This window comes from Streptomyces sp. NPDC026092, assembly GCF_040638605.1.
Lineage (GTDB): Bacteria > Actinomycetota > Actinomycetes > Streptomycetales > Streptomycetaceae > Streptomyces.
In genome coordinates this window covers 152,307-172,420 of the sequence record NZ_JBEZYN010000011.1, presented here as the reverse complement: position 1 = coordinate 172,420, position 20,114 = coordinate 152,307, and the positions used below count along the sequence as shown (strand labels likewise).

Here is a 20,114-nt window from a genome sequence, read left to right as displayed (position 1 = left end):
CTCCTGAGCCTATCCGGCGTCGGGAGTGCGCCGACCCAGCAGGATCCCCTCCAGCTCCGTGCGGCCTGGGAGCGACCTGGGGCGTACGACCTCACCCGTACGGACGTACACGAAGGCGGCGGTGACCTCGTCGGGGTCGAGGCCGTGCTGCTCGGCCCAGCCGAGCCGGTAGATCGCCAGCTGGAGCGGGTCGGCGGTGCGCAGGTGGCTGGTCTTCCAGTCGACGATCTCGTACGCGCCGGTGTCCGGGTCGCGGTAGACGGCGTCGATCCGGCCCCGGACGACCCGGCCCGCGAGCGAGAGGTGCACGGGGACCTCGACGCGGTACGGAGTGCGCTGGGCGTACGCGGTGAGGGCGAAGGCCTCCTTGAGCGCGTCCAGGTCACGCTCGTCCACGATCTCCGGTTCGCCGGCGAACTCCTCGCCGCCGGGGAGCTCGTCCGGACCGAGCATGGGGAGCGGCAGCTCCTCGAACCGGGACTCCACCCACGCGTGGAACCGCGTCCCGCGCCGTGCGGCGGGCTGCGGGGGCTTGGGCATGGGCCGGGCCAGCTCCTGGGCGAAGCCGTCGGGGTCCTCGGCGAGGCGGAGGACCTGGGAGGCGGAGAGGTAGGCGGGCAGGAGGACGTCTCGGGTGGTGGCGCGGGTGCGGCGGAGTTCTGTGGTGAGGGAGGTGAGGTCGCGATCCCAGGAGGCGATCGCTTTCTGGTCCTCCAGGGAGACGACCTGCTCCGGGGCCCGCGGGGCCGGGATCACGTCGTGCTCGTCGTCCCAGGGAGGCTCGTCCTCCCAGAGAGGCTCCTCGTCGGGCCACAGGTCCTCGGGGTCCTGGGGGGCGGGCCCTGGCGCGGGCAGCGCGTTCGTGGCGCTGTGCCCACCCTCCCCCGGACTTCGTCCGGGGGTACCCCCACCGCCCTGCGGAACGATTGCCCACAACAGGTCACGTACCCGCTCCGCTGCCTTGCGGCGGCGCTCCAAGCTCGTGGGGTCCAGCGGGAGCGGCCAGGCCTCGTCCTTCGTGTGTTCCTGGAGGGTGGGGTTCTCTGCTTCCTTCTCCGGTTCGTCCCCCCAGGCCTCGATCTCGCCGAAGCCCGCCGCGCAGTGGTCGTACAGGGCGTGGAGGAAGTCCGAGGGGCCGCGGGGCTTCTTCTGGGACGGGCCCCACCAGTGGGCGGAGGCGAGGAGGAGGGAGCGGGGGCGGGTGAAGGTCACGTAGCCGAGGCGGAGCTCCTCGGTGTGCTGGTGGTCCCGCATCGCCTCCTTGAAGCTCTTCAGCGACGCCGCGTCCCAGGTCGTGATCGCCGGCAGCGTCTCCGCGTCGCCGCGCAGGGCGTGCGGGAGGACCTGCGGCTGCGAGGTCCACGACTCGCGGGACCTGGTGCTCGGGAACTGGGAGGTGACCAGGCCTGGCACCGCCACGACGTCCCACTCCAGGCCCTTGGACTTGTGCGCGGTGAGGACCTTGACCGTGTTCTCGCCGCCCGGGAGCGCGTTGTCGAGGCCCTTCTCGTACTGCGCGGCCGTGCGCAGGAAGCCGAGGAAGGCCAGCAGGGTCGCCTCGCCGTCGAGGGAGGCGAAACCGGCGGCTATGTCGAGGAAGTTCGACAGGGTCTCGCGGCGCCGGGCGGCGAGCGCGTGCGGGGAGGCGGAGAGTTCGACTTCCAGGCCCGTGGTGGCGAGGACCCGGTGCAGGACGTCCATGAGGGGGTCGGCGAGCGAGGAACGCAGGGAGCGCAGCTCGGCGGCGAGGCGGGCGAAGCGGACCCGGGCCTCGCCGGAGAACGGCAGGCCGTCGTCCTCCCCGCCGGAGTCCAGGAAGGTGTCGAGCGCGTCGGCGAGCGAGACGACCTCGGCCGGGTCGACGCCCTCGACCGCCGCCGCGAGCCGCTCGTCGGCGCCGGCGTCCCCGGCACGCTCGCGGTGGACGAGGAGACGGGCGCGGCGGCCCAGGAGGGCGAGGTCGCGGGGGCCGATGCGCCAGCGGGGGCCGGTCAGGAGGCGGACCAGGGAGGCGTTGGCGCCGGGGTCCTGGAGGACCTCGCAGACGGCGACGAGGTCGGCGATCTCGGGGAGGTGGAGCAGCCCGGAGAGTCCGACGACCTCGACGGGCACGTCACGGGCGACGAGCGCGGCCTGGATGGCCGGGAAGTCGGTCGCCGTCCGGCACAGGACCGCGATCTCGCCGGGCTCCTTGCCCGTGCGGACCAGGTGGGCGAGGGAGTCGGCGAGCCAGTCGATCTCCTCGGCGTGGGTGGGCAGGAGGGCGATCCGTACCGAGCCGTCGCGTTCGGCGCCCGGGGCCGGGCGCAGCGCCTCCACGCCCGCGTGCATGGCGCGCAGGGGCGTGGCGAGCCCGTTGGCGAGGTCGAGGAGGCGGCCGCCGCTGCGCCGGTTCTCGGAGAGCGCGTGGCGGGTGGCGGGGGTGCCGTCCTTGTACGGGAAGTGGGCGGGGAAGTCGTCCAGGTTGGCGACGGAGGCGCCGCGCCAGCCGTAGATCGCCTGGCAGGGGTCGCCGACGGCGGTGACGGCGTGTCCCGTACCCCCGCCGAAGAGGCCGGAGAGCAGGAGCCGCTGGGCGACGGACGTGTCCTGGTACTCGTCCAGGAGCACCACCCGGAACTCGTCGCGCAGGATCGCGCCGACCTCCGCGCGCGTGGTGGCGAGTTCGGCGGAGAGGGCGATCTGGTCGCCGAAGTCGAGCAGGTCGCGGGAGCGCTTGGCGGCGCGGTAGCGGACGACGAGGTCGAGCAGTTCGCGGCGGGCGGCGGCCGCCTCGGGGACCTTGCGCAGGTCGGCGTTGGTGAGCTTGGCGCGGGAGAGCGTGTCGAGGAGCTCGGAGTCGTACGCCCTCAGCTCCTCGGGCCCCACGAGGTGTTCGGCCAGCTCGGCGTCGAGGGCGAGCAGGTCGCTGACGAGGGTCGGGAAGGACTTGGTGAGCGCAGGGTACGGTCCGGGCGCCTCGCGCAGCACGCGCGCGGCGAGCTGGTAGCGGGTGGCGTCGGCGAGGAGGCGGGAGGTGGGCTCCAGGCCGATGCGCAGACCGTGGTCGGTCAGGAGCTGGCCGGCGAAGGCGTGGTACGTGGAGATGCGGGGCTCGCCCGGCGAGTAGTAGGGGTCGGCGGGAACCGCCGTCGTTGAGGGGTGGTGGCCGGGTGACGGGTGGGCCGGGTCGATCGTGTCGGGGTCCGTCACCCCGGCTCGCACGAGGGCGGTGCGGACGCGTTCGGCGAGTTCGCCGGCGGCCTTGTTGGTGAAGGTCAGGCCGAGGACCTGTTCGGGCGCGACCAGGCCCGTGCCGACCAGCCAGACCACCCGGGCTGCCATCACCGTCGTCTTGCCGGAACCGGCTCCGGCCACGATGACCTGCGGGGCGGGCGGCGCGATGATGCAGGCCGTCTGCTCCGGGGTGAACGGGATGCCGAGAAGCTCCTTGAGCTGCTCGGGGTCGGTGATGCGTGCGGTCACCTCAGAGAGGCTAACCGGCACCACTGACAGCGCCGTACGTGCGCGACGTCCTCAGGCCTGGGTGCCCGGGTCCAGCTTCGTCAGGTCCACCGTCTCGTCCGCCGGCGGTACGACGACCCTGACCGGCTTGTCGAAGTCGGAGAGCTCGACGGAGCCCGGCTCCTCGCCGCCGGTCTTGACCATCTTGAGGATGTAGGGCTTGCCCTCCTGCGCGACGGACACTGTGGTCGTCTCGCCGCCGGGCTTCTTCTTCACGAGCGTCGCGACGGGCGTCCCGTCGACCTCGGCGTCCGGTCCCCGGGTCAGGCCCTGGCGATCGCCCTTGTCGTCGCCGAGGTCCTCGAGGAGCGCGTCGAGGTCGCAGACCCCGCTCAGGTCGCTGCTGCCGGCCTGCCCGGGCGTGATCTTCAGCCAGCGTCCCTTGACGAGTTCGATCGTGGCGTCGATCTGGGGCGGGGGCACGCCCTGGGAGGTCATGGAGGCGCGCCAGAACTTCTCGTCGCCCTTCAGGTACGTGATCCGGTCGGCCTGACGCAGCTCGGCGGCGCCGCCGTCGACCTTCATCACGCCGGTGCAGTTGTTCTTGTCGTCGAGGGCGATGTCGAGGTCGAGGGCCTGTCCCTCGGACACGACCCGCCCGGTCATCCGCAGCGAGCTCGCGGACTGGGTGGCGTCGACGGCCCGGTCGGCGATGGCGTCGGGGGTGAGGTTCGCGAAGGGGTCGGGGGTGGGGGCGGCGACCGCCACCTGGGGAGCGGCGGTTCCCGGCTGTGCCAAGGCGGCGGGAGCGGTCAGCCCGGCCGCCGCGACGGTCGCGGCCGCGCAGACGGCCGCCGCGGCCCTACGGGCCCTGCGGTGGGGGGTGGACGGCGCCATGGCGAGCCTCCTCGCGGATTCCCCCGTTCACCCACCAGGGTGACCCCGGGGGCGGGCGGCCGCGACTTCGGGCGAGCCCGTATCGGAACCGTCACTCCACGATGTGGCGGCCCTCAGGCTGGGCGCTGCACGCGGAGCGGAAGGTGCAGTGGGTGCAGTGCTGGCCGGTGCTCGGGGTGAAGCGCTCGTCGAGGACCCGGCCGGCCGCGGTGGCCAGCAGGTCCCCGACCCACTCGCCCGCGAGGGGCTCCTGTGCCTGGACCTTCGGCAGGGTCTCCCCGCCCTCCTTCTTGGGGGCGGGCTGGCGCAGCTGGACGAGTTCGGCGCCGCCGGGGTCGGGGCGGCGGCCGTCGAAGACCTCGTCCAGGGCTCCTTCGCGTACCGCGAGCTGGTAGACGGCGAGCTGGGGGTGGTGGGCGACCTCGTCCTTGGTGGGCGCGGACTTGCCGGTCTTGAAGTCGACGACGTACGCGCGGCCGTGCTCGTCGGTCTCGACGCGGTCCATGGAACCGCGGATCCGCACCTCGTACGCGCCCGCTTCGAGGGTCACGTCGAAGTCGTGCTCGGTAGCGGCGGGGGTACGGCCGCCACGGTCCATGACGTGCCAGCGCAGGAAGCGTTCCAGCGCCACGCGCGCGTGCTGCTTCTCCTGGGCGGACTTCCAGGGCGCGTCGAAGGCGAGCGCGTCCCAGACCGAGTCGAGCCGGGCCATGAGGACGTCGAGGTCGGCGGGGGTACGGCCGGAGGCGACCTCGTCGGCGAGGACGTGGACGACGTTGCCGAAGCCCTGGGCGGCGGTCGCGGGCGCGGCGGCCTTCACCTCGCGGCCCAGGAACCACTGGAGGGCGCAGGTGTTGGCGAGCTGCTCGAGGGCCGAGCCGGAGAGGGCGACGGGGTGGTCCCGGTCGCGGAGCGGCACCTGGCTGCGGGTGGGCTCGAACAGGCCCCACCAGCGGTCCGGGTGGGCGGCCGGGACGAGCGGCTGGCCCTCGTCGTCGGTGAGCGCGGCGAGCTGGGCGAGGCGCTGCGCGGCGGCGTCCCGGAGGGCGTCGGACGCGGCCGGGTCGACGGTCGTGGCGCGCAGCTCGGCGACGAGCGCGGCGACGGCGAGGGGGCGGCGGGGGCGGCCGGTGACGTCCTTGGGTTCGGGGCCGAGTTCGGTGAGGAAGCGGGAGGGCTGGTCGCCGTCGTCGGCGGGGGTCTTGACGGCGGTGACGACGAGCCGGTCGCGGGCGCGGGTGGCGGCGACGTAGAAGAGCCGGCGCTCCTCGGCGAGGAGGGCGCCGGGCGTGAGGGGTTCGGCGATGCCGTCGCGGCCGATGCGGTCGGCCTCCAGGAGGGAGCCGCGGCGGCGCAGGTCGGGCCAGAGGCCCTCCTGGACCCCGGCCACGACGACGAGGCTCCATTCGAGGCCCTTGGAGCGGTGGGCGGTCATGAGACGGACGGCGTCGGGGCGGGTCTGGCGCTTGGAGAGGGTGTCGGCGGCGATGTCCTGGGCGTCGAGCTCTTCGAGGAAGTTCAGCGCGCCGCGGCCACCGACGCGGTCCTCGGCGCGGGCGGCGGTCTCGAAGAGCGCGCAGACGGCGTCGAGGTCGCGGTCGGCGTTGCGGCCGGCCGGGCCACCCCGGAGCGCGGCGCGCTCCAGCCGGCCGGGCCAGGGGGTGCCGCTCCAGAGCAGCCAGAGGGCCTCCTCGGCGGTGCCGCCGGCGGCGAGGCGCTCGCGGGCCTGCCGGAGCAGCTCGCCGAGCCGCTTGGCACCACGGGCGTACGACTGGTCGTGCGCGACGAGCCGCTCGGGCTCGGCGAGCGCGCGGGCGAGCAGGAGGTCGGAGGGCGGCGGCACCTTGTTGCCCCCGGCCCGCTCCTCGTCCCGCAGCGCCCGCCCGAGCCGCCGCAGGTCGGCGGGGTCCATCGCTGCGAGCGGCGAGGCGAGCAGCGAGAGCGCGGTCTCGGTGTCGAGCCAGGCGGGGGCGGGGGCCTGCGGACCGTCCTCGGGGACTTCGAGAGCCTCCGAAGCGTCCGCCTCTGCAGCTTCGGCCTGAGGAGCGCCGGCCTCTGCAGCTTCGGCCTCCGGAGCGCCGGCCTCCGCCTCAGGAACCCCGTCCGTCGGCGGCGGCGTCGGAGTCGCCCGCGCCGCCGCCCGCAACGCCAGCAGCAGCGGGGCCACCGCCGGTTCGTGGCGCAGGGGGGTGTCCGCGGTGTCGGTCTCCAGCGGGACCCCGGCGGCGGTGAGGGCGCGGCGGAGGCCCGGGACGGTGGAGGTCGCGCGGACGAGGACCGCCATGTCGTGCCAGGGGACCCCGTCCTCCAGGTGCGCGCGACGCAGCAGGTCGGCGATGTTGTCGGACTCCGTGGACGCCGTCGGGTACGTGAAGACGTCGAGGCGGCCGCCGTCGCGCACCGGCGCCAGGTCGCGGTGGGCGCGGACCTTGTCGGCGGGCAGCCGGGGCAGCGGCATGCGCCGGGTGAGCTCACGGGTCGCGCCGAGCAGCTCCGCGCCCGAGCGGCGGGAACGCGTCAGGACCCGCACCTCCGCCGGGCGCCCGCCGTGGCCCGCGAAGGCGTCGGGGAAGTCGAGGATGCCGTTGACGTCCGCGCCCCGGAAGGCGTAGATCGACTGGTCCGGGTCGCCGAAGGCGACCACCGTCCGGCCGCCCCCCACCAGCGCCCGCAGCAGCCGTACCTGGGCCGGGTCGGTGTCCTGGTACTCGTCCACGAAGACCGCGTCGTACTCGGGCAGGGTCACCCGCTCGGCGAGCAGCACCGCCCGGTGCACCAGCTCCGTGTAGTCGAGGACCCCCTGGAGGTCCAGGACGTCGAGGTACTCCGCGAGGAAGCCGGCCGCCGCCTTCCAGTCCGGCCGCCCCACCCGCTGGGCGAACTCGGCGAGCGCCCTCGGCCCGAGCCCCAGCTCGCGGGAGCGCGCGAGGACGGCCCGTACCTCGTCGGCGAAGCCCCGGGTCGTGAGGCAGGCCCTCAGTTCGTCGGGCCACCGCACGCGTGCGAGCCCCGCCTTCGCCAGGTCGATCTGGCCTTCGAGGAGCTCCCGTACGGCGAGGTCCTGCTCCGGTCCGGACAGCAGCCGCAGCGGCTCGGCGAAGAGCTCCGCGTCCTGGTGGGCGCGGATGAGGGCGTAGCAGTAGGAGTGGAAGGTGGTCGCCTGCGGCGGCCTGTTCCCGCCGAGCCGCGCGGCCATCCGGTCGCGCAGTTCGACGGCGGCCTTGCGGCTGAAGGTGAGGACCAGGATCCGCTCCGGGTCGGCGCCCTTCTCGATCCGGGCGGCGACCGACTCCACCAGCGTCGTCGTCTTTCCCGTGCCCGGTCCGGCGAGGACGAGGAGTGGTCCGCCGGCGTGGTCAACCACTTCGCGCTGCGTTGCGTCAAGGACAGGGGGATCCGCCCGCTCCGGCTCGGTGCGCACCAGCCGGTACGCGCCCGTGGTCCGCCCCTGGTACGGCGTGCGCCGGGTGGTGGAGGAGGAACTCACGTGGATCGACCGGTCCTGAGCGAAGTGGTGGAGAGGTGGAGACGTGTACGGGGCGAACGACGACGTTACGGGAAACGGAGGGCGACCGTGCCGTACTCCGTACGGGCCTCCGTACCGTCATCGGGCCGTCCGGCCCGTCCGGCCATGGGCAAAGCTGTCACGTGTGAGTTCCCGCACGCCCGTCCGAGCCGTCAGAGGAATCGGAGGCATCGGAGCCGTCCTGCGGCCCGCCCTCGCCGGACCCGCCGTCCTGCCGCCCGTCCCACCGCGCCCGCCGCATGTCGATCTTCGGCACATGCCCGTCGGCGGACCGGTCGGCCTGCCGCAGCGGTGTGCCCTCCTCGCGGTAGTGGCCGAGGGCGCGCAGCTCGTGGCCCGGCAGGAGCGCGCCGTCCGCGCGCACCACACGCCACCACGGCACCGCCCCGCCGTAGAGGGACATCACCCGGCCGACCTGGCGCGGGCCTCCCTCGCCGAGCCACTCGGCCACGTCTCCGTACGTCATCACGCGGCCCGGCGGGATCAGCTCCGCGACCTCCAGGACCCGTTCCGCGTACTCCGGAAACTCCTCCACGCTCATCCGCCCCATCCTGCCTCACCCCACCGACAACGCCCTGTTGCCTCCGTCGGCCCCCGCTTCATGCCACCATCGTCCGGGCGGTGACTGGTGATACGAGATCAAGAGCGACAAGACGAACAAGAAGAACAAGAATTCGTACGAGACGACAAACACGCGGCACACGCGGTACGTACGACACAGGCAGAGACGGACATGGTGATGGGGCACGACGCTCAGCCTCCTGAGGAGGAGGCGCGCCCCGGCACGCCCGCGCCCGGCACGCCGACCCCGGGCCCGCCCGCCCATGGCACGCGGGCGCACGGTCTCGGCCACGGCGGACGCCTCGGTCACGGTCCCTCCCCCGAGCTCGTCCCCGACTCCGTCCCCGAGGGCGAGCCGAGCGAGCGCGTCTCGCAGGACGAGCCGCTGCTCGCCGCGCGCGTGCACCGGCCGTCCGACCTGATGCGGCTGCTCATCGGCGTCCTCGCCATCGCCCTGGTCATCGCTATCGCCGCCTTCGCCCACGGCACGACCTCCGGTCTCGAGGAGGACATCAACAAGGGCGCGGGCGGCGCCCCCGACGTCTTCGTCAAGATCGCCGGGCTCGTCTCCAGCATCGCCGTCCTGCTCGTGCCGGTCGCCTTCGCCATCGAACGGCTGATCAAACGCGACGGGCTGCGGATCGCCGACGGCGTCCTCGCCGCCGTCCTCGCCCACGGCGTCACGCTCGCCACCGACCTCTGGGTCGCCAAGGCCGCGCCCGGCACGATCCAGGACGCGCTGACCCAGCCCGCGACCGGGGGCGGTCTCACCGACCCGGTCCACAACTACCTCGCGCCCGTCATCGCGTACATGACGGCCGTCGGCATGGCCCGCCGCCCGCGCTGGCGGGTGAGCCTGTGGGCGGTGCTGCTGCTCGACGCGTTCACGATGCTGGTCGCCGGGTACACCACCGCGTTCTCGGTCATCCTGACCGTCCTGATCGGCTGGACCGTCGCGTACGGAACGCTCTACGCGGTCGGCTCCCCCAACGTCCGCCCCACCGGGCAGACCCTGCTCGCCGGTCTGCGCCGGGTCGGCTTCAAGCCGGTCACGGCGCTGCGCGCCGAGGGCGCGGGCGTGCCGGACTCCGCCGACAGCGGGGACCGCGGCCGCCGGTACATCGTCACGCTGGAGGAAGGCGCCCCACTGGACGTCACGGTCGTGGACCGTGAACAGCAGGCGCACGGCTTCTTCTACCGCGCGTGGCGCAGGCTGACCCTGCGGGCGATCACCACCCGCCGCTCGATCGTCTCGCTGCGCCAGGCCCTGGAGCAGGAGGCGCTGCTCGCGTACGCGGCGATCGCCGCCGGGGCGAACGCGCCCAAGCTGATCGCCACCTCGGAGCTCGGTCCGGACGCCGTGATGCTCGTGTACGAGCACCTGGGCGGCCGGACCCTGGACTCGCTGGACGACGCCGAGATCACCGACGAGCTGGTGCGCAGCGCCTGGCGTCAGGTGCGTGCGCTCCAGTCGCGCCGGATCGCGCACCGGCGGCTCACGGGCGACGCGATTCTGGTGGATCGTTCCGGCAAGGTGATCCTGACCGATCTGCGGGGCGGCGAGATCGCCGCGGGCGACCTGATCCTGCGGATGGACATCGCCCAGCTGCTCACCACCCTGGGTCTGCGGGTGGGCGCCGAGCGCGCGGTGGCCGGGGCCGTGGACGTGCTCGGCCCGGACGCCATCGCCGACTGTCTCCCGCTCCTCCAGCCGATCGCGCTGAGCCGCTCCACGCGCGCGACGCTCAGGAGACTGGCCCGCGAGCGGTCCAAGCGGGAGCGCGAGGCCGTCATCGCGGCCTCGGAGGCGGCCAAGCAGGCCCGCGTCGAGGCCGCCGCGACCGAGTCCCGTACCGGCGCGGTCGAGTCCAAGGTCGACCGCAAGTCGGACCGGAAGCTGGAGAAGGCGGAGAAGCAGGCCGAGAAGCGGGCCATCGACGAGGCGCTCGACGACGCCCGCGAGGAGGATCTGCTGGCGCAGATCCGCCAGCAGGTGCTGCTGATCCGTCCGCAGGCACCGGTCGAACCGGTCCGCCTTGAGCGGATCAAGCCGCGCACGCTCATCAGCCTCATCGCCGGCGCCGTCGCCGCGTACTTCCTGCTCTCGCAGATCGCCCGGACACCGCTGTCGACGATCAGCTCGGCCGACTGGCGCTGGGTGGCCGCCGCCGTGCTGTTCTCGGCGCTGAGCTACATCGCCGCCGCGATGAGCCTGCTCGGCTTCGTACCGGAGCGCGTCGGGTTCTGGCGCACGGTCGTCGCCCAGGTGGCCGGGTCGTTCGTGAAGATCGTCGCCCCGGCGGCGGTCGGCGGTGTCGCGCTGAACACCCGGTTCCTCCAGCGCTCGGGGGTGCGGCCGGGGCTCGCGGTGGCGAGCGTGGGCGCGTCGCAGCTGTTCGGGCTCGGCGCGCACATCCTCCTTCTGCTCGCCTTCGGCTATCTGACGGGTACGGAGAAGTCGCAGTCGTTCACCCCGTCGCGGACGGTCATCGCCGGCCTGTTGACGGTGGCGGTCCTGGTCCTCGTGGTGACGGCGATCCCGTTCATGCGGAAGTTCGTCTCGACGCGGCTGCGTTCGCTCTTCGCGGGTGTCGTGCCGCGCATGCTGGACGTGCTCCAGCGGCCGCTGAAGCTGCTCACGGGCATCGGCGGCATGCTGCTCCTGACCGGTGTGTTCGTGCTCTGCCTGGACGCCTCGATCCGCGCGTTCGGCCACGACGCGCAGGGGCTGAGCTACGCGAGCGTGGCCGTCGTCTTCCTCGCGGGCAACGCCCTCGGCTCGGCGGCGCCGACCCCGGGCGGTGTGGGCGCGGTCGAGGGCGCGCTGACCTTCGGTCTGGTGGCGGTCGGTCTCCCGCTGGAGGTCGCGACCCCGGCGGTGCTGCTGTACCGGCTCCTGACGCTGTGGCTGCCGGTGCTGCCGGGCTGGATCTGCTTCAACTGGCTGACCAAGCGGGGAGCTCTCTAGAGGTCAGGCAGGACAGGGTCCGGTGACCTCCACTTGATAGGCAAGTCATTACTTGCCTATCGTGGGGGTCATGGCTGATGATGTCTTCAAGGCGCTGGCCGACCCCACCCGCCGGCTCATCCTCGACGAGCTGGTGGACCGGGACGGCCAGACCCTTTTCGAGATATGCACGCGGCTGGTGACCAAGCACGACGTGGGGCTGTCCCGTCAGGCGATCAGCCAGCACCTGGCCGTACTGGAATCCGCGGGTCTGGTGCTGACGCGGCGCGAGGGCCGCTACAAGTTCCACGACCTCCAGACCGGACCGCTCGAGCGCATCGTGACCCGGTGGCTCAGGCCGGACACACCCCCCGACACACCGGAGAGCACCCCATGAGGATCCACCTCACCCCGATCTACGTCGATGACCAGAAGAAGGCGCAGGCCTTCTACACCGATGTCCTCGGCTTCCAGCTCAAGCACGAGATCCCGCTGGGCGCGGCCCTGTGGCTGACCGTGGTCTCCCCCGAGCACCCGGAGGGGACCGAGCTGCTCCTGGAGCCCTCGCAGGGGCACCCCGCGGTGAAGCCGTACCGCGAGGCGCTGTTCAACGACGGCATCCCGCTCGCCTCCTTCGCCGTCGACGACGTACAGGCGGAGTTCGACCGGCTGACCGCGCGCGGCGTGCGGTTCACCCAGGACCCTCTGGCCATGGGCAACGTCACGACGGCGGTCTTCGACGACACCTGCGGAAACCTCATCCAGCTCGTCCACGCCGCGTAGCGACCCGACCCCTCCCCCGGCTGGCCCACTCGCCCGCGCGGGGGACAGGGGTCCGGCGGACCATGGCCCTATGCCGATCTCCGCCGCGCAGCGCGCCGCCCTCTTCACCGCGACCACCGTGCTGCTCGCCGCCGGATGCTCGAACGGCGGCGACAACGACGAGGCGTCGGACCGGCCCACGGATCTCGCCGGACTCGCGGCCCAGCAGCTGGAGTGGGCGCCCTGCCCGCCACCGTCGCCCGCCGAGGGAGGCGGCGCGGCCCCCTCCCCGCTCCCCGGCGGCACTCCCTGGGAGTGCTCCTTCATGGACGCGCCGCGCGACTACGCCGATCCCGGCGGCGAGACGATCGAGCTGGCCCTGATCCGCGCCAAGGCCCGTGACCAGGAGCGCCGGATCGGCTCCATGATCTACAACTTCGGCGGCCCCGGCGGCTCCGGCGTCACCGGCCTGCCGTCCTTCGCCCCGGACTACGAGAAGCTCCGCTCCCGCTACGACCTGGTCTCCTTCGACCCGCGGGGCGTCGGCCGCAGCGAGGACGTCAACTGCCTCGGCGACAAGGAGCTGGACGCCTACTACGCCCTGGACTTCACCCCGGACGACGCCGCCGAGGAACGGACCCTGGCCGACGCGCAGAAGAAGTACGCCACCGGCTGCGAAGACGAGTCCGGCGAGATGCTCCCGCACGTCGGCACCGAGAACGCCGCCCGCGACATGGACCTGATGCGCCAGGTCCTCGGCGACGACAAGCTCCACTACTTCGGCATCTCGTACGGCACCGAACTCGGCGGCGTGTACGCCCACATGTTCCCGAAGAACGTGGGCCGCGCCCTCTTCGACGCGGTCATCGACCCGGATGCCGGCACCGAGGAGGGCGCCCTCGGCCAGGCCAGGGGCTTCCAGCTCGCCCTGGACAACTTCGCGAAGGACTGTGTGGCGCGCGGCGACGAGTGCACGCTGCCCGGCTCGACGGTCGCCGAGATCGAGGGCTTCGTCCTCGACCTGCTCGCCGAACTCGACAAGAAGCCGATCCCCGGCATCGGCGACCGCAAGCTCACCCAGACCCAGGCCATCAACGGCATCGCGCAGTCGCTGTACTCGAAGGAGTTCTGGCAGTACCTGGAGCAGGGCCTCGACGCCGCCGACGGCGGCGACGGCGGACTCCTCCTCGCCCTCTCCGACTCCATGAACGGCCGCGACCAGAACGGCAGTTACAGCAACATCCAGGCCGCCAACGCGGCCATCAACTGCGTGGACTACAAGGAGCGCTACACCCTCGGCCAGGCCAAGGAGCGGCTGCCGGAGTTCGAGAAGACCTCGGCCGTCTTCGGCCCCTACATGGGCTGGGCGCTGTCGAGCTGCTCCCAGTGGCCGGTCCCCGGCACCTGGGAGCACCCCGACGTCTCCGCGCCCGGCTCCGCCCCCATCCTCGTGCTCGGCACGACGGGCGACCCGGCGACGCCGTACGAAGGCAGCCGGGCGATGGTGGAGGCCCTCGGCGACGGCGTCGGCGTGGAGATCACGTACGAGGGCGAGGGCCACGGCGCGTACAACAGCGGCAACGCGTGCGTGCAGAACGCCGTCAACGGCTACTTCCTGGACGGCAGGATCCCGGCCTCGGGCACCGTCTGCAAGGAGCCGTCTGCATAGGATGGCGGCTTCCGGTCCGGCTCACGGGGGTTGCCTTGTCCACACGGCCCATACTGCGCATACGGCCCACACGGCCCCTGGGGACACGGATGGCGGCCCTGGCCGTCACCGGTCTGCTGGTCGCCGGCTGCGCGAGCTCCGAGACGCCCGCCGACACCGCGCCCTCCGGCGGCCCCACCTCCACGGACGCCAAGGGGCCGAACACTCCCGCACTCCCCGCCTCGCTCACCGGGCAGCGCCCCGAGTGGAAGCGCTGCGACGCCCCCGAGGGCGGTGAGCGGCCCGGCGGCGACTGGCGCTGCGCCGGGGTCAAGGTCCCGCTCGACCACGCCAAGCCCGACGGCGAGACGCTCACCATCGCGCTGATCCGCAAGGAGGCCCGCGACAAGGACCGCCGGATCGGCTCGCTGCTCTTCAACTTCGGCGGCCCCGGCGCCTCCGGCGTCGACTACCTCCCCCTCGCGGCCCAGGAGTACGCCAACCTGAACAGCCGCTACGACCTGGTCTCCTTCGACCCGCGCGGCGTCTCCCGCTCCTCCGGCGTGGTCTGCCGCGACGACAAGGAACTGGCCGCCGCCGAGGCCGGTACGGACGTCACGCCGGACACGGCGGCCGAGGAGGCCGCGTACCTCGCCGACGGCGCCGCCTTCGGCGCCGGGTGCGCCCGACGCTCGGGCACGGTCATCCCGCACACCACCACCGAGAACACCGCCCGCGACCTGGACCTCATCCGGCACGTCCTCGGCGACAAGAAGCTGAACTACCTCGGCATCTCCTACGGCACCGAACTCGGCGCCTCCTACGCCCACCTCTTCCCCACCCACGTCGGCAGGACCGTCCTCGACGCGGTCGTCGACCCGACGGCCGACGCCACCGGCCACGCCCGCAACCAGGCGATCGGCTTCCAGCGGGCCCTGGACAACTACGTCAAGAGCACCGGCGAGCAGCCCGCCCAGGGCAGCGCCCGGATCGTCCGCCTCCTGGAGCGGCTGGACCGGGAGCCGCTGAAGGTCGGCGACCGGAAGCTGACCGACGGCCTGGCGCTCACCGGCATCGCGATCACGCTCTACTCCAAGAGCAGCTGGCCCCTGCTGACCTCCGCCCTCACCAAGGCCGAGAGCGGCGACGGTTCCGGCCTGCTGCGCCTCGCGGACGCCTACAACGACCGCGACGAGACGGGCCACTACGGCACCCAGTCGCACTCCCAGCGGGCGATCTCCTGCGCCGACTCCAGTTCGCGTCCGACGGTCGCGCAGGTCAAGGCCGTGCTGCCGGAGTTCGAGAAGGCGTCGCCCGTCTTCGGCGCGTTCCTGGCCTGGGACACGGCCGGCTGGTGCGCCGAGTGGCCGGTGAAGGGGCTGCGGGCCGACCCGCAGGCGAGCGCGCCCGGCGCGGGCCCGATCCTGGTCGTCGGCACGACCGGCGACCCGGCGACCCCGTACGAGGGCGCCGAGCGGATGGCGAAGGAGCTGGGCGCGGGCGTGGGTGTCCTGGTCAGCAACGAGGGCGAGGGCCACGGCGCGTACGGCACGTCGGCGTGCGTGACGCGGACGGTCGACGCGTACCTCCTGGACGACAAGGTCCCGGCGTACGGCACGCGCTGCTCCTGAGAACGTACGAGAAGGGCCCGGACCTGCTCCCAGGTCCGGGCCCTTCTCGTACGCGTACTTCTAGTAGACCGGCTTCTCGGGCTCGATCTGGTGGACCCAGCCGATCACGCCGCCGCCGACGTGCACCGCGTCCGCGAAGCCCGCGGACTTGAGCACGGCGAGGACTTCCGCACTGCGGACACCCGTCTTGCAGTGCAGGACGATCCGCCTGTCCTGCGGCAGGTCCTGGAGGGCGGTGCCCATCAGGAACTCGCCCTTCGGGATCAGTCGCGCGCCGGGGATCGAGACGATCTCGTACTCGTTGATCTCGCGGACGTCGATGATGTCGATGTTCTCGCCGTCGTCGATCCACTCCTTGAGCTGCTTGGGAGTGATCGTCGAGCCGGCCGCCGCCTCCTGGGCCTCCTCGGACACGACGCCGCAGAAGGCCTCGTAGTCGATGAGCTCGGTGACGGTCGGGTTCTCGCCGCAGACCGCGCAGTTCGGGTCCTTGCGGACCTTCACCTGGCGGTACTGCATCTCCAGGGCGTCGTAGATCATCAGCCGGCCGACCAGCGGGTCGCCGACACCGGCGAGGACCTTGATCGCCTCGGTCACCTGGATGGAGCCGATGGACGCGCAGAGCACGCCCAGGACGCCGCCCTCGGCGCAGGAGGGGACCATGCCCGGCGGCGGGGGCTCCGGGTAGAGGCAGCGGTAGCAGGGGCCGTACTCGGACCAGAAGACGGAGGCCTGGCCGTCGAAGCGGTAGATCGAGCCCCAGACGTACGGCTTGTTCAGCAGCACGCACGCGTCGTTGACGAGGTAACGCGTGGCGAAGTTGTCCGTGCCGTCGACGATCAGGTCGTACTGGCTGAAGATGTCCATCACGTTCTCGGCCTCGAGCCGCTCTTCGTGGAGGATCACGTTCACGTACGGGTTGATGCCGAGGACCGAGTCCTTCGCGGACTCGGCCTTGGAACGGCCGATGTCCGCCTGGCTGTGGATGATCTGGCGCTGCAGGTTCGACTCGTCGACCTCGTCGAACTCCACGATGCCGAGCGTGCCCACACCGGCCGCGGCCAGGTACATCAGGGCCGGCGAACCGAGGCCACCGGCGCCCACACAGAGCACCTTGGCGTTCTTCAGCCGCTTCTGCCCGTCCATCCCCACATCCGGGATGATCAGGTGGCGGGAGTACCTGCGGACCTCGTCTACGGTGAGCTCGGCAGCCGGCTCGACCAGGGGTGGCAGCGACACGGGGGCTCCGTTGGTCGGTATGTCAGTACGGTTGTTCTCCCCGTAACACTGCCACGGCCCTCCTCATTCCGAGACACCCGGTCCAAGACGCGAGACGATTTCGTCCCAGTAGCCGGGCAGGGTCTGGAATGCGTTGATTCGTCCGTTGTGGTCCGTCCGGCCGGTCCGGTCGGTGAAGAAGATCGTCCCCGCGCCCTGCCAGCGGGCGATCCGCATCGCCTCCTCGAGGTGGCTGCGCGGCACCCCGTGGACGAGGTGGACGAACTTCTCCGGCGGGTACTCGGCGGTCCACTCGGCCACCTGCGACCAGCGGTAGTCCGTCCACGGCCCGCAGAAGGTGACCAGCTGGTCGGCCGTCTCGGCGTAGCCGGGGTACGGATGGGTGCCGTGGCCGAGGACGAGGTGCGCCTCGCCGTCGAGCACCGCTTCCAGGGTGGCCGCGACGCGCCGCACCTCGGGCAGGTCGGCCCGGTCGCCGGGACAGCGGTCCAGGTAGAAGCCCTCGACCTTGTACCAGTCGAGGAAGCGGTGGGCGTCCGAGACGATCTCGCCGAAGTCGCGCGAACCGTGGCGGAGGTCGAGGTGCCCGAGCACCTTCACGCCCGCGTTCTTGAGCCGGCCCGCCGCCTCCAGGCAGTGCGGGTCGGGCCGGTCCCCCGGCCCCTCGGCGACGTTGAGCACGGCCCAGTGCAGCGGGGTGCCGGGGCGGCTCAGCTCGGCCCATTCGACGGGGGCGAGCAGCGGATGCGCGTAGCCGGGGACACCGAATCCCATCTCCCGTACGGCTTCCGCGGCTTCGGTCGCGGTCAGATGCGGCATGCCGCCTCCATCCAGATGTCGGCGAGGGATTCCTCGAGGTTGATCCGGGGCCGCCAGCCGAGCCGGTCGCGTGCGGTGCGCACGTCGGCCTGCTGCCAGCTGCCGCAGCCGTCGGGGTACGGGTAGGGCGCGGCGGCCAGCTGTTCGGCGATGGTCTCGGTGCGCGGGGCGCCGATGACCGGCCGCTGCGGCGGCCCGTCGAGCTCGTGCAGGGTCCCGGCGTAACCCGCGACCCTGGCCAGGACGGCGGCGGCGTCGCGGAGCCTGACGGCGCGTCCGGTGCCGATGTTGACGACGCCCTGGGCGGCGGAGAGCGAGGCGGCGTGGACGGCGCGGGCGACGTCCCGTACGTCGACGAAGTCGCGCTGGACGCCGAGGCCGCTGAGTTTGAGCTCGCCGTCGCCCGCCTGCATCGCGCGGCGCATGGCCTCGGCGAGCCGGCCGAGCGGGGAGCCGGCGGGGGTGCCGGGGCCGACCGGGGAGAAGACCCGCAGCACGACGGCGTCGAGCCCGGAGCCGAGGACGAGCTCGGTCGCGGCGAGCTTGGAGACCCCGTACGGGCCCCCGGGTCGGGGCACGGCGTCCTCGGCGGTGGAGGAGCCGGGCTGGGAGGGGCCGTACTCGGAGGCACAGCCGACCTGGACGAGCCGGGCGCCGCAGCCGCTGCGCCGGAGGGCCTCGCAGACGGTGGCGACGGCGACGGTGTTGTGCCGGGTCAGTTCGCGGGCGCCGCCGCGGGTGGCGCCCGCGCAGTTGACGACGACTCCGGGGTGGACGGCGTCCAGGAAGCGGGTCAGCGCGCCGGGGCTGCCCCCGGCGAGGTCGAACCGTACGTCGGCGTCGTCGCCCCGCCCGAGGGCGGTGAGGTGCACGGCCGGGTCGGCGAGCAGCCGGTCGGCGACGAAACGTCCGAGGAATCCGTTGGCTCCGAGCAGCAGCACCCTCATCGTGCGGCCCCTTCGTGCCGACCGGCCGTGGCTCGGGGTAGGGAGGTCATGTCTCTTTCGTCTCCTTGAAATGGGTCCTGCGCGGTGGGCACGCCCGCGGCGTCGGCTCCGCGGGTGCGCCGGGTTCGGGGGGTGTGCCTAGGGGGTGTCGTGCCGATCAGGTCGGATCAGCGAGCGGGGTCTGGTGCGTGCGATCGCAAGGCGGAGGAGGGAGTCGATGCGGAGCATTGGCGACCGACGACAACGCGGCGATCGTGCGTGCCAGGGCACGCGAGCCCGACATGATCGGCAAGACACCCCCTAAGGCTTGGCGTGGGCCGAGGCCCGGGAGAGGGAGGCGGTGGCGTGGGCGAGGAGGCCGAGCGCCGCGGCGCCGCAGACGAGGGTGGGTACGGCTCCGGGGCCCCAGGTGTCGGTCAGGGCGCGGACGGGGGCGGCGAGGAACCCGCAGCCGGGGACCCGGGCCGCGAGGACGCTCGCGAGGGCGAGGGCCTCGCCCGCGCAGGCGGCGGCGAGTCCGGCGGCGGCGGTCTCCGGGAAGCCGTGGACGGCGAGCAGCCGGGCGAGCAGGAGCAGGGCGCCGAGGGCGAGCGCCCCGGACGCGAAGCCGGTCAGGCTCAACAGGCCCGCGAGGGCGGCCAGATGGAGCGCGACGGCGGCGAGGAGCAGGGGGCGGGTGCCCGCCGCGAAGTCCTCCAGGCCGCGGCTGGCGACGAGCCTGCGGCGGGCCCGGCCGGCGAAGAGCCGGGCGCACCAGGCGGCGGGGGCGACGGCGAGCGCGAGCCCGAGGAGGGGTCCGGGGGTGACGGGCCAGGGCCCGTCGGGGCCTCCGGTGAGCGTGGCGTGGAGGAGGCCGTCCCCGCCGAGCGCGTACGCGAGGAGCCAGAGGGTCCAGACGCGGGCGGCGGGGACGGTGCGGCCGGCGGCGCGCAGGGGGCCGCGCCGGACGGCGACGGCGAGTGCGGCGGCCAGGCCGAGGGCCCCGGCCACGCCGACGGCGAGGCGCACGGGCCCTTCGGTGAGGGCGAGTCCGGTGACGGCGAGGGCGACGACGGCGCCGGGTGCCAGGGCGGCCAGGGTCCATCCGGCCCACCCGGCGTGCGCCTCCGCCTCGTGCGCGGGGCGCGCGGGCGCCCCGGTGCCGTTGCCACGCGGCACGCGCGCGTACAGCTCTTCGGCGAGCGAGAACACGTCCCGGTGCCGGAACCGGGCGGCGGTCCGGTCGGTGACGCCGTGGGCTTCGAGCCCGGCCGCGATCTCCAGGGGGTCGACGGCCCGCTCGCACAGCTCCCGGTGCCGGTGCATGAGCGCCTTGACGGGGTCGGCGGGCCCCCGCCGCCCGCCGCCCACTATCGGCCCCGCGGCGGGGGGCTGCGGCGGCGCGGGCTCCGGGTCGGCCGCCGGCTCGGGCTCCGCCTCCGGCTCGGGGGCGTCGGTCGCCCGCAGATCGAGATCGGCCACGGGCACGTCCGGGGCGGGTACGGGCGCGGAGGGCGCGGGTACGGGCACGGCCGGGGCGGGTACGGGCGCGGAGGGCGCCGTCGCCGGCGCGGACGGCGCGGCCGATTGCCCGTCCGTCGTCACGGAGACGGTCACGGCCACCGTCAGGGCCGTCTTCTCGAGCATGGTCTCCGAGTGGGAGTCCCAGGGGCCGGGGCTCGTCGGGGCGGCGGGGCCGCGCATGGGGGTGCCT

At 73.3% G+C, this 20,114-nt stretch carries 13 protein-coding genes; 5 read left to right on the top strand and 8 right to left on the bottom strand.

Going from position 1 to position 20,114, the window contains the following annotated elements:
- Positions 1-9 precede the first annotated feature (9 nt).
- The 4 genes from AB0F56_RS19995 to AB0F56_RS19980 form a co-directional block, all read right to left on the bottom strand.
- Positions 10-3,465: an ATP-dependent DNA helicase gene (locus AB0F56_RS19995; protein ID WP_362011270.1), complete on the bottom strand. Its 3,456-nt coding sequence runs from the start codon at positions 3,463-3,465 to the stop codon at positions 10-12.
- Between the two features lie 51 nt (positions 3,466-3,516).
- Positions 3,517-4,341 (bottom strand): hypothetical protein, encoded by an 825-nt coding sequence (locus AB0F56_RS19990; protein ID WP_362011268.1) that lies wholly within the window; start codon positions 4,339-4,341, stop codon positions 3,517-3,519.
- Positions 4,342-4,432: 91 nt separating this feature from the next.
- The gene (locus AB0F56_RS19985; RefSeq protein WP_362011265.1) at positions 4,433-7,828 is read right to left on the bottom strand and encodes an ATP-dependent DNA helicase; all 3,396 of its coding nucleotides are present in this window, start codon (positions 7,826-7,828) and stop codon (positions 4,433-4,435) included.
- Positions 7,829-7,985: 157 nt separating this feature from the next.
- Entirely contained in the window at positions 7,986-8,417 is a 432-nt protein-coding gene (locus tag AB0F56_RS19980) for an MGMT family protein (RefSeq protein WP_362011263.1), read from the bottom strand.
- Between the two features lie 189 nt (positions 8,418-8,606).
- Here AB0F56_RS19980 and AB0F56_RS19975 point away from each other — a divergent pair, with 189 nt between their 5' ends.
- The 5 genes from AB0F56_RS19975 (at position 8,607) to AB0F56_RS19955 (ending at position 15,416) form a co-directional block, all read left to right on the top strand.
- Positions 8,607-11,396, top strand: a complete 2,790-nt coding sequence (locus AB0F56_RS19975) for a lysylphosphatidylglycerol synthase domain-containing protein (protein ID WP_362011260.1) — start codon at positions 8,607-8,609, stop codon at positions 11,394-11,396.
- Positions 11,397-11,466: 70 nt separating this feature from the next.
- Positions 11,467-11,772 carry a metalloregulator ArsR/SmtB family transcription factor gene (locus tag AB0F56_RS19970; RefSeq protein ID WP_362011258.1) on the top strand — a complete coding sequence of 102 codons (306 nt, stop codon included), beginning with the start codon at positions 11,467-11,469 and terminating at the stop codon, positions 11,770-11,772.
- Positions 11,769-12,158: a VOC family protein gene (locus AB0F56_RS19965; protein WP_362011255.1), complete on the top strand. Its 390-nt coding sequence runs from the start codon at positions 11,769-11,771 to the stop codon at positions 12,156-12,158. The genes AB0F56_RS19970 and AB0F56_RS19965 overlap by 4 nt, the downstream gene beginning before the upstream one ends.
- A gap of 70 nt (positions 12,159-12,228) precedes the next feature.
- Entirely contained in the window at positions 12,229-13,806 is a 1,578-nt protein-coding gene (locus AB0F56_RS19960; RefSeq protein ID WP_362011253.1) for an alpha/beta hydrolase, read from the top strand.
- A gap of 89 nt (positions 13,807-13,895) precedes the next feature.
- Positions 13,896-15,416, top strand: a complete 1,521-nt coding sequence (locus tag AB0F56_RS19955) for an alpha/beta hydrolase (protein ID WP_362011250.1) — start codon at positions 13,896-13,898, stop codon at positions 15,414-15,416.
- Between the two features lie 60 nt (positions 15,417-15,476).
- On the opposite strand, the gene moeZ is transcribed toward AB0F56_RS19955, so the two are convergent.
- The 4 genes from moeZ to AB0F56_RS19935 form a co-directional block, all read right to left on the bottom strand.
- Positions 15,477-16,655, bottom strand: coding sequence for an adenylyltransferase/sulfurtransferase MoeZ (moeZ, locus tag AB0F56_RS19950; RefSeq protein ID WP_362011247.1), 1,179 nt, complete (start codon positions 16,653-16,655; stop codon positions 15,477-15,479).
- Between the two features lie 63 nt (positions 16,656-16,718).
- Positions 16,719-17,474 (bottom strand): spherulation-specific family 4 protein, encoded by a 756-nt coding sequence (locus AB0F56_RS19945; protein WP_362011244.1) that lies wholly within the window; start codon positions 17,472-17,474, stop codon positions 16,719-16,721.
- Positions 17,462-18,421 carry an NAD-dependent epimerase/dehydratase family protein gene (locus tag AB0F56_RS19940; RefSeq protein WP_362011242.1) on the bottom strand — a complete coding sequence of 320 codons (960 nt, stop codon included), beginning with the start codon at positions 18,419-18,421 and terminating at the stop codon, positions 17,462-17,464. Before AB0F56_RS19940 ends, AB0F56_RS19945 begins: the two co-directional genes overlap by 13 nt.
- Before the next feature lie 300 nt (positions 18,422-18,721).
- Complete coding sequence (locus AB0F56_RS19935; protein ID WP_362011240.1) at positions 18,722-20,104, bottom strand: hypothetical protein; 1,383 nt, start codon at positions 20,102-20,104, stop codon at positions 18,722-18,724.
- Positions 20,105-20,114 lie beyond the last annotated feature (10 nt).